Source organism: Acinetobacter sp. IK23 (assembly GCF_035615275.1).
GTDB lineage: Bacteria > Pseudomonadota > Gammaproteobacteria > Pseudomonadales > Moraxellaceae > Acinetobacter > Acinetobacter seifertii.
In genome coordinates, this window is sequence record NZ_JANBNX010000048.1 from 1 (window position 1) to 7,833 (window position 7,833).

General features: G+C 33.4%; 8 protein-coding genes and 1 pseudogene. 4 read left to right on the top strand and 5 right to left on the bottom strand.

Translation table 11 applies throughout. The annotated features are described in order from the left end of the window. Positions 1-594: TonB-dependent receptor domain-containing protein (locus MSG95_RS18440; protein ID WP_324624965.1), on the top strand; the 594-nt coding region annotated here is incomplete at its 5' end. A gap of 444 nt (positions 595-1,038) precedes the next feature. Here MSG95_RS18440 and MSG95_RS18445 read toward each other — a convergent pair. After that, entirely contained in the window at positions 1,039-1,467 is a 429-nt protein-coding gene (locus tag MSG95_RS18445; RefSeq protein WP_000877730.1) for a hypothetical protein, read from the bottom strand. 305 nt (positions 1,468-1,772) lie between these two features. On the opposite strand from MSG95_RS18445, the gene MSG95_RS18450 reads away from it, so the two are divergent. Further along, positions 1,773-2,060 (top strand): BrnT family toxin, encoded by a 288-nt coding sequence (locus tag MSG95_RS18450; protein WP_039890878.1) that lies wholly within the window; start codon positions 1,773-1,775, stop codon positions 2,058-2,060. Next, the gene (locus MSG95_RS18455; RefSeq protein ID WP_004282216.1) at positions 2,047-2,361 is read left to right on the top strand and encodes a BrnA antitoxin family protein; all 315 of its coding nucleotides are present in this window, start codon (positions 2,047-2,049) and stop codon (positions 2,359-2,361) included. The genes MSG95_RS18450 and MSG95_RS18455 overlap by 14 nt, the downstream gene beginning before the upstream one ends. Before the next feature lie 99 nt (positions 2,362-2,460). Here MSG95_RS18455 and MSG95_RS18460 read toward each other — a convergent pair whose 3' ends face one another. The 4 genes from MSG95_RS18460 to MSG95_RS18475 all read right to left on the bottom strand — a co-directional run bounded on the left by MSG95_RS18460 (position 2,461) and on the right by MSG95_RS18475 (position 5,961). After that, positions 2,461-3,399 carry a hypothetical protein gene (locus tag MSG95_RS18460; RefSeq protein WP_320117073.1) on the bottom strand — a complete coding sequence of 313 codons (939 nt, stop codon included), beginning with the start codon at positions 3,397-3,399 and terminating at the stop codon, positions 2,461-2,463. Positions 3,400-3,875: 476 nt separating this feature from the next. Beyond that, the gene (locus MSG95_RS18465) at positions 3,876-4,898 is read right to left on the bottom strand and encodes an Abi family protein (RefSeq protein WP_320117071.1); all 1,023 of its coding nucleotides are present in this window, start codon (positions 4,896-4,898) and stop codon (positions 3,876-3,878) included. A gap of 9 nt (positions 4,899-4,907) precedes the next feature. Then, complete coding sequence (locus tag MSG95_RS18470; RefSeq protein ID WP_320117072.1) at positions 4,908-5,438, bottom strand: hypothetical protein; 531 nt, start codon at positions 5,436-5,438, stop codon at positions 4,908-4,910. Between the two features lie 331 nt (positions 5,439-5,769). Further along, positions 5,770-5,961, bottom strand: a complete 192-nt coding sequence (locus MSG95_RS18475) for a hypothetical protein (RefSeq protein WP_151791395.1) — start codon at positions 5,959-5,961, stop codon at positions 5,770-5,772. Between the two features lie 1,457 nt (positions 5,962-7,418). On the opposite strand from MSG95_RS18475, the pseudogene MSG95_RS18480 reads away from it, so the two are divergent. Then, positions 7,419-7,718 (top strand): annotated as a pseudogene (locus MSG95_RS18480) (RepB family plasmid replication initiator protein); the annotation flags it as partial. Positions 7,719-7,833: the final 115 nt, after the last annotated feature.

Sequence of the window (7,833 nt, forward strand, 5' to 3'; positions counted from 1 at the left end):
TATGAAATTGGTACACACTATTTAGACCCATATCTATCCCTAGAATTCACCCTGTTTTATATTGATTTTTCTGATGAATTAAAACGAGATGATGCAACTCAAACTTACTCAAATTTAGGTGCCACTGAACACAAAGGAGCCGAGTTCGGATTTAAATATAATCTCGGTGCAATCAGTGACGAACTCAGCGGTATTTCGCTATATGCCAATACCACTTACACCAAAGCAACCGCATCTGCTGGGGAAAACAAAGGACAAGATCTCGACTTTTATTCACAATTGGTCGGCAATGCTGGAATAGACTATAAAATTGATCAATGGACACTAAACACTAATTTCTACGGTCAATCTGGTCAAACCGCATCGGGCACCCATGATGCTACTGGACGCTATGGCAACATTCCTGGTTATGGTTTAGTGGGTATTCGGGCATCCTATGATTTTTCCAACACACAACTCAATGGTCTCAAAGTGGGCTTCGGTGTGAAGAACCTATTTGACCGTGAATACTACACTCGTTCAGCGGATCAAGTCGGTGGAATGTATGTAGGTGCGCCACAAACGTATTATCTACAAACCTCATTTGATTTCTAGACACTCAATTCTAGAAAAGCAAATATTCAGGCAGAGACACCTCTCATTCATCTTTGCAAAAGTGATGTCCTCGCCTGAAACAACTTTCCCTTTATTTCTAGACAGCACCGAAAGCTGAAATGGATACTCTGTCTGATAAATGTCAGCCCCTCGGCATAAGTTGCTCAGCTCAACCTACAACCTTCAAATCTAATAAAAGATACTAGAAAAAGTGCTACATAATTATTTGAAAAAGTTTAATGTGCAGTCTCAAAAATGGGAGTTCAACAAAACTCCCATTTTTTATTATTGAGTCAGTTCTTAGCCTATGTAATGAGAATTTAATATAATGGAGATTGTATTAAATTTCTTTAATTATCATAAAGATAATATTATTTTTTTTGAATTTCGTATAAGGTGTATTATGTTAATTTTAGGGAAATTTAAGAATCTCTATGCAATGGTTTATTCAATATTCTTTGATTTCTTATCTTTTAGGTTAATCAGAAATAGCCAATAACATAAGCCAGGAAATAGAGCCATAAAGATAGTCCATGTATCTGTATACATCTTCCACCACTCTTTCGAAATTTCTCCTGTGTGACTCCATCCAAAAAGAATAAAAAATGGAGTAGCAATAATTATAGAGGCAATACAGATAGTTAATAAATTAAGACTGTTATAACGATTTAAAAGAATTGAGAATATGAAGCTGAAAGGTACAGTCAAAATACAATAAGCCAAGTAGACAAGACCGTGCCCTACAAGAACCACTAAAATCGAGTATAGGCTGTATTCCTGATTCATTACGATAAACAGGACTGCTGTGAAAAAAAGTAGTGGTAAAGGAGAAAGTAAGAGAGCTTTTACTATTTTTTCATTTGAGTATTTCACTAATTTAATTCTCTTATCTACTCAATAAATAATAATACTATAACGATTTTATTGGAGGTTTTTTGATTCTATTTAACATAATGGCCGTTATACGAAATGCATTTTTAAATAGTGTTATATTTCAAAAAGTTATACTATAAGAAATCGGGAACGCAAACCCGAAAAGCCGGCTTGGAAACAAGTCGGCTTTTTTTTAGGCGGTTTTGAAATATTTTGCCAATAAATCTGACTAAAAATTACGCTTCTCAACTTGAGTGATACAATTTTGTGATACATTATTGTATATACAAATTTGAATGTTTTTTATGGAACAGTATTTCGAATGGGATGAGGCAAAGAATCGAAAGAATCAGAAAAAACACGATGTCTCTTTCGAAACGGCAAGCCTTGTTTTTGAAGATCCGTTGAGGATCTCAATCCAAGACAGACATACCGATGGTGAAGAACGTTGGCAAACCATTGGAAAAGTAAAAGGCGTACTAATGCTACTAGTAGCTCACACCATCTTTGATGAAGATGACTGTGAAATCATAAGAATTATTAGTGCAAGACAGGTAACTAAAGCAGAGCGAGATAAATATGAGCATGGTTAGATACTCACGCAAAGAACTGAATGAAAAATTCAGCGACAAGCAAGATGCTGAAATTGAACGCTTGCTTGCTAAGGGAACGGTTCCTGACGATCAGTTAGATCTATCAGATATTCCTGAAATTACCGACTGGAGTAATGCTGTACGCCACAATCAATTCTATCGTCCAGTGAAGCAACAAACATCTATTCGTTTAGATGCTGACGTACTTGCATGGTTCAAAGCACAAGGTAAAGGTTATCAGACACGCATGAATGAAATCTTGCGGGATGCCATGCTAAAAGAATTAAAAAATCATCAGTAAAAATGGGAGCTTAAGCTCCCATTTTTGAATTCGTATAACGTGTATTATGTTAATTTTAGATTCTTTAACAAATTATTATCTTTTAGTAGCCTCAAATTTTCATAAATTTGTTTTCGTATTTTTAAATAATTGATCTATGTTAATAGACCAATCTTTATTATGAAAAATTCTATCTTTCGCTAAATTTTCCTTTAAAATTTCGGTCTTGCTTAACTTAGATAAATCTTCCCATTTACTTGAATCAAACACATAGGTTGCATTATCAGGATACTCTGACTCTAAAATTGATATACCCAACTTAAAAAAATTATAAACTACATATCCTTGGTAACCTGCCGATCCAATTGCTATTTCTTCAGGTCCTTTACAGCGAATATGCTCTAATCTTTGTAAAATAACTGGTCGTAAAGTTTTTTTCATTTTTTTAGAAATGGTTTGCTCTATTCTTTCTTTTATTTCTTGATCCGTTAGAGTTCCAGATTTAAGAATTAGCCATTCTACAAATTTTACTTTCGCTGGTAATACAATCGGACCATCTTTCGCATCCAAAGCAAGGCTGAACTCACCAAACAGTTCTAAAGCTAAATTCAATTTATGAAGTAAATTTTCTTCATTTGGGATACATTTAAACAGAAGCCAAATACTATTTTCTATTTTAATTGTTGTGACTTTAATATTTGGAGCAGCTAGACGTTCTCTTTGATATCTAAATCTTTCTTGACTACGCGTACCTGAAAATTCAACCTGCTCTTTCCCATGCCATTCTTTCCATGTATAGGCAGATTCTTGATAAAACTTTTCTTTAGGTAAATCTTTTCTTACGACTACAAGTCCATCTGCATTAATTGTAGAAAACTTACCTATTTTAGAAGGTAAAAAATCTATACCCTCTACTAACGGAAGAAAATCCTGAGTTAAACCTATTTTAATTAAATCTTTCTCACTCAACTTACTGCTATCTATACCTATGTAAAATTCATTTTGAATAGATAAAATGGCCGACGGAATCTTTCTAAATCTTTTTTGTTTAAAAAACATAGCACACCTAAAATTTATATAATTTTAAGTAACTTACTTGGTTTCAGTAAAACTTGTTAGTCTAAGTTTGAAGATTTACGACACATATTGTCGTCAAGTGAAAAGCATGATCCTAAATTTTTATAATATTTGCATGAAGACCCTCTCACTTAACTATCGGTTAGGTAATGAACGATAATGGGTGCACACAGACTCCCAAACGCCATACCTAAAACGAAGATAAGTTTGTACACGAACAACTTTCTGTCCCATGGCACAACCCTCTTATTTACGTCAATTGGGGGAATTGACACCCATAACTATCGTTATATAAGCAACGTTCATCATGGATAAATGAGGGTCTTCACAATTGAATTATAAAGTTTTTTGTATAAAAATTCATTAAGTTTTATAAATTACTATTGATAATTTTTTTTAATGGTCTAATAATGGGGCCATTACGACCCCTGTCATTCTTTAGAATCGCTCAGGGGTTTTTAATTTCTGATATTCCTTAAAATATCTTCCCATTCTTCGTTTAAAACAGTTTGATCCACTCCCATACTATTCAACCCTAATCCTTGAGCAGACATATCAGGTAAGGTCTTTAAAAGCACAATAAGTCTCTCTACCCATTCGCTATTAGGGTTAATTGCCTTTACAAGAAAAGAACAGATACACAAAATTGAAAATAGTTTTGTCTTGTCTATCCCGTTATCTAATTTTGATAACCAAGCATAAGCTGATGTAGGAGGATATGTTGGGACGTTCAAAATATTTCTATTCCATAATCGAGAGTGATGGGCACAAACGTTTCTTATTTCACCCATAACTTGAAGCCATTTATAAAAAATACGACCATTTTGAATACCATATTTACGTGAAATTTTATTTTGGTCATTCTCTAACATTCCTTCATACAAAGTAGCTAGAGCACCAAAGTCCCAAACTTCACAAATCACCCAAATAGGGATAGGTATTAAGCCATTATCTTTATGATGCTTTATAAAATCTTCTCTGGACCTTTTAATTAAAGATGCATTTTTACTAAGCCATGAATGATGATTCGATAAAAATACGCCACTATTTGAATAGCTTGTGAAATCTTTATAGAAATACTGCGGTTCCAAGTAACCATATGGGCCATATTCACCCAATAGATGGGCGATTTGGGATCGCAAAGCTATTTCTATTCTTTCAATAGCATCTAAAATTAATAACCGTAATTTCTTATCAAAAATATATAAATCAATAATTGTTTCAAATTTAACATTCTGATAATCATCAATTTTTATAGTTTCACCAGGGAAATTAGATGTCGGTTTCAAGTTTTTCGGTGGAAACTTACAGCACAAATAACTATCTTTTTTAAAGGGATAAAAATAGCCACTTAGACGATAATAGCCTATACGTTCTAGACATTCTTTCGCTTTATCACTATCAGAAATCGTTACATTTCTTGATGCTAAAAGCTCTAGTTGTTTATCTAAAGATAACCATGTTTTAGGATTTGTATTCATATGTGCTTCCTATCCTAAAAGGTCATCTGCACCAATTTCAGATGCTCTTATTTCTAAAGCTAAAAATAACTGTTTTAAGTTTTCATTAGGCATATTGGCAGGATCATTCATATAATTCTTAATCACTACATATGGATTCAATAATATTACAAACTCATACGGGCCAGTTGGACCTTTAGCTGTTTTGATAAATCCAAACTTTTCTAGCAATTCCATTCTGGCATTCCACGTAGTTAATTGTCGTGGCCCTGAAAATCCAGATTCAGATGCTAAAATCATAGGGTTTTGAATACGTATAACCATTTCATCAAAACTCCTACACCAAAGAGCAAAGTAAGCCTTAGAAGCTGGAGTATTTTTTGTTAAAGCATCAATAAAAGCCATGATTTGGGGCAAACCTCTTGGCACAGTAATGAATCCAACTTTCGATTTTCTCAGCCATAAGTCTTCATCCTTTATTTCAGGCCAAAACTTTACACGCCAATCCAAATTTTGCTTAGCTACTTTTTTCAACCGAGTCGCGGTTTGCTTTTCATTCATCATTAATTTCCAAAAATCACAATACAGTTAAATTATTAAATTTTTCATTATAAATCAATAAATTAAGTATTTTTTTGTTTTAATCTGAAGTTTCTCTAACATAGCATTAAAAAAACTGAACTGTAATAAATATTGCAGTTCAGTTTTTTTAATGTAATTTAATTTAAAATTATAATATAAATTTCAACAAGTTACATCTTGATCGCTGTGCTCGCTGTTCTCAATGTTATCTCCGGTGATCCTGTACTCGAACGTGCTCGTGGGGTAGTTAGGGGGAAAGGTAGTCATCAAATTTAAGATTTAACATAAAATCTCTTATACGCAGCCCAGGTTAATCCTGGGCTTTTTGTTCAATCTGACCATTGGCCTCAAACATGCCAGGATTAGTGATCCGGATATTTTCCTGACAGCTCCCACAAAGCATCAGCCCTGCAAATTTTTGAACATTTTCCTTTGATTCACAGAAGTCACATGGCCGAGGAAATGAAACGATGTTGGCTGAATCGACAATAAAGTTGCTCATAATTAAAAATCCCTATTGAGAGCTCACATTTTCAAATAAATTTCAGAGACTTAATGTTAAAAATTGGTAATTTTGAGAACTTTTGTCGAAAATAATTCAAGAACTCATCTATTTTATTTATTTTTCAATAATTTAATTATGGTTAAACCATGAAATTGAGAACTATGTTGAGTTCTCACTATAATTTTTTAAAAACATACATTTATAGAAAATATGACCGTTTTTTGAGAACTCATTTCTGGAGAACATAAATTGGCTATTTCTGTGTCCGTTTTTATACCTAAACGACTGACAAAAGAGACACAATCATTTTTTATTTACTATTAAAAGACTTTGATACCACTTAAGTTTTTGATAATTAAAATTTAAATAGGTATTTTGGATATCACACTAGAAATCAAAGTGATATCAGAAAAATTATATATTAAACAATCACTTAACATCTAAAAATTGCATTTTATTGATATCATCAGCGGTATCATTGAATATTTATATAAAACAAAAGCTTAAATAGTTTTTCTTCTATCTATTGGTATCGGATTCCTCCTCATAAATAATCATCTGCATCCCTTATAAATTGGGGATTTTAGGCCTTTATCTTTAGATGCGTGGTGTGTGAACCAAAAATTGCCGGTATGTATCGGCTCCCAATCCTTTTAATTGACTTAACTGACAGTAAAGATAGTGCTTGGCCAAAAGAGATCCTGACTATTGTGTTTCTAAGGGAAAAATCTATAAACAGGCACTCTAGTCTACGGATAAAAAATAAAACCCAAGTTAAAACGCTCTCCTATGCGATTTCAGCCAATCTTTTACTTAGGACATAGAATCTACTGTTGAAATGAGTAATCAGGTCAAAAAACGCAAATGAGCGCCAAATAGAGGCTATTTTTATTCTAATCGGGATGAATAGAGCGAGTGTCTACGAGCGAAGCACCAAAATTCGCATCTCGACTCCCTGAAAAACAGCTTTTTAGGCTGTGAAGCCTAAATAAGCGTAAATCACATGCAGAAAATTGGGCCTAGATCGAGCGTAGCGAGTAAAAAGCTTTATGAGCGAAGCGAATTCCGAGTTTCTTTTGCTCTTGCCTTTGCTTTTTTTAAAGTTATAACCGGATGATTCAAAAAATTGCCCCACGAATCGAGCGAAAGCGAGATTCAATAGAGTTTGAGCGTAGCGAAAACCAAGGGCAATTTTTCTTTGCCAGGGCTTTTAATAATTTTAAAGTTTTTAAATGCTTTTAGACCTGCTGTAAGCCTTTATTCATAAGGATTTAAGAGCTTATATCACTACGTTTATCGACCCATATCACTACGTTTATCGACCCATATCACTACGTTTATCGACCCATATCACTACGTTTATCGACCCATATCACTACGTTTATCGACCATTTGACTACTTCAATATTTAATGTAGTATTACTACATCATAAAATGATGTAGTAATAAGAATAATGAAAGACTTAGTTGTCAAAGATAATGCTTTAATTAATGCAAGTTATAACCTTGATTTAGTTGAGCAAAGGCTAGTGCTATTAGCAATCATTGAAGCCAGACAAACAGGTAAAGGAATCAATGCTAATGATGCGTTGGTAATTCATGCATCAAGTTATATTGAGAATTTCGGTGTAGAGAAACATACGGCTTATGCTGTTTTGAAAGAGGCAAGTAAGGTCTTATTTGATAGGAGATTTACTTATCAATCTTTAACAGATAAAGGGAATGTAAAAACTACTCATAGCGAGCCTGTAAATTATTTTGTGTAAGTTCCATTTTTTATAAATGATCTTTTAATCGATCATCGAACTGAATCGTAAACCAATTCATTGCTAAACGCCAATTTTGAATTGGCATCGTCCATTTCTTCGC

What these genes read in the sequence shown, in the direction of transcription:
- MSG95_RS18450 (WP_039890878.1), top strand. Translation starts at nt 1,773, where the DNA reads ATGGAACAGTATTTCGAATGGGATGAGGCAAAGAATCGAAAGAATCAG.
- MSG95_RS18475 (WP_151791395.1), bottom strand. Translation starts at nt 5,961, where the DNA reads ATGAGCAACTTTATTGTCGATTCAGCCAACATCGTTTCATTTCCTCGG.
- MSG95_RS18460 (WP_320117073.1), bottom strand. Translation starts at nt 3,399, where the DNA reads ATGTTTTTTAAACAAAAAAGATTTAGAAAGATTCCGTCGGCCATTTTA.
- MSG95_RS18470 (WP_320117072.1), bottom strand. Translation starts at nt 5,438, where the DNA reads ATGAATGAAAAGCAAACCGCGACTCGGTTGAAAAAAGTAGCTAAGCAA.
- MSG95_RS18465 (WP_320117071.1), bottom strand. Translation starts at nt 4,898, where the DNA reads ATGAATACAAATCCTAAAACATGGTTATCTTTAGATAAACAACTAGAG.
- MSG95_RS18455 (WP_004282216.1), top strand. Translation starts at nt 2,047, where the DNA reads ATGAGCATGGTTAGATACTCACGCAAAGAACTGAATGAAAAATTCAGC.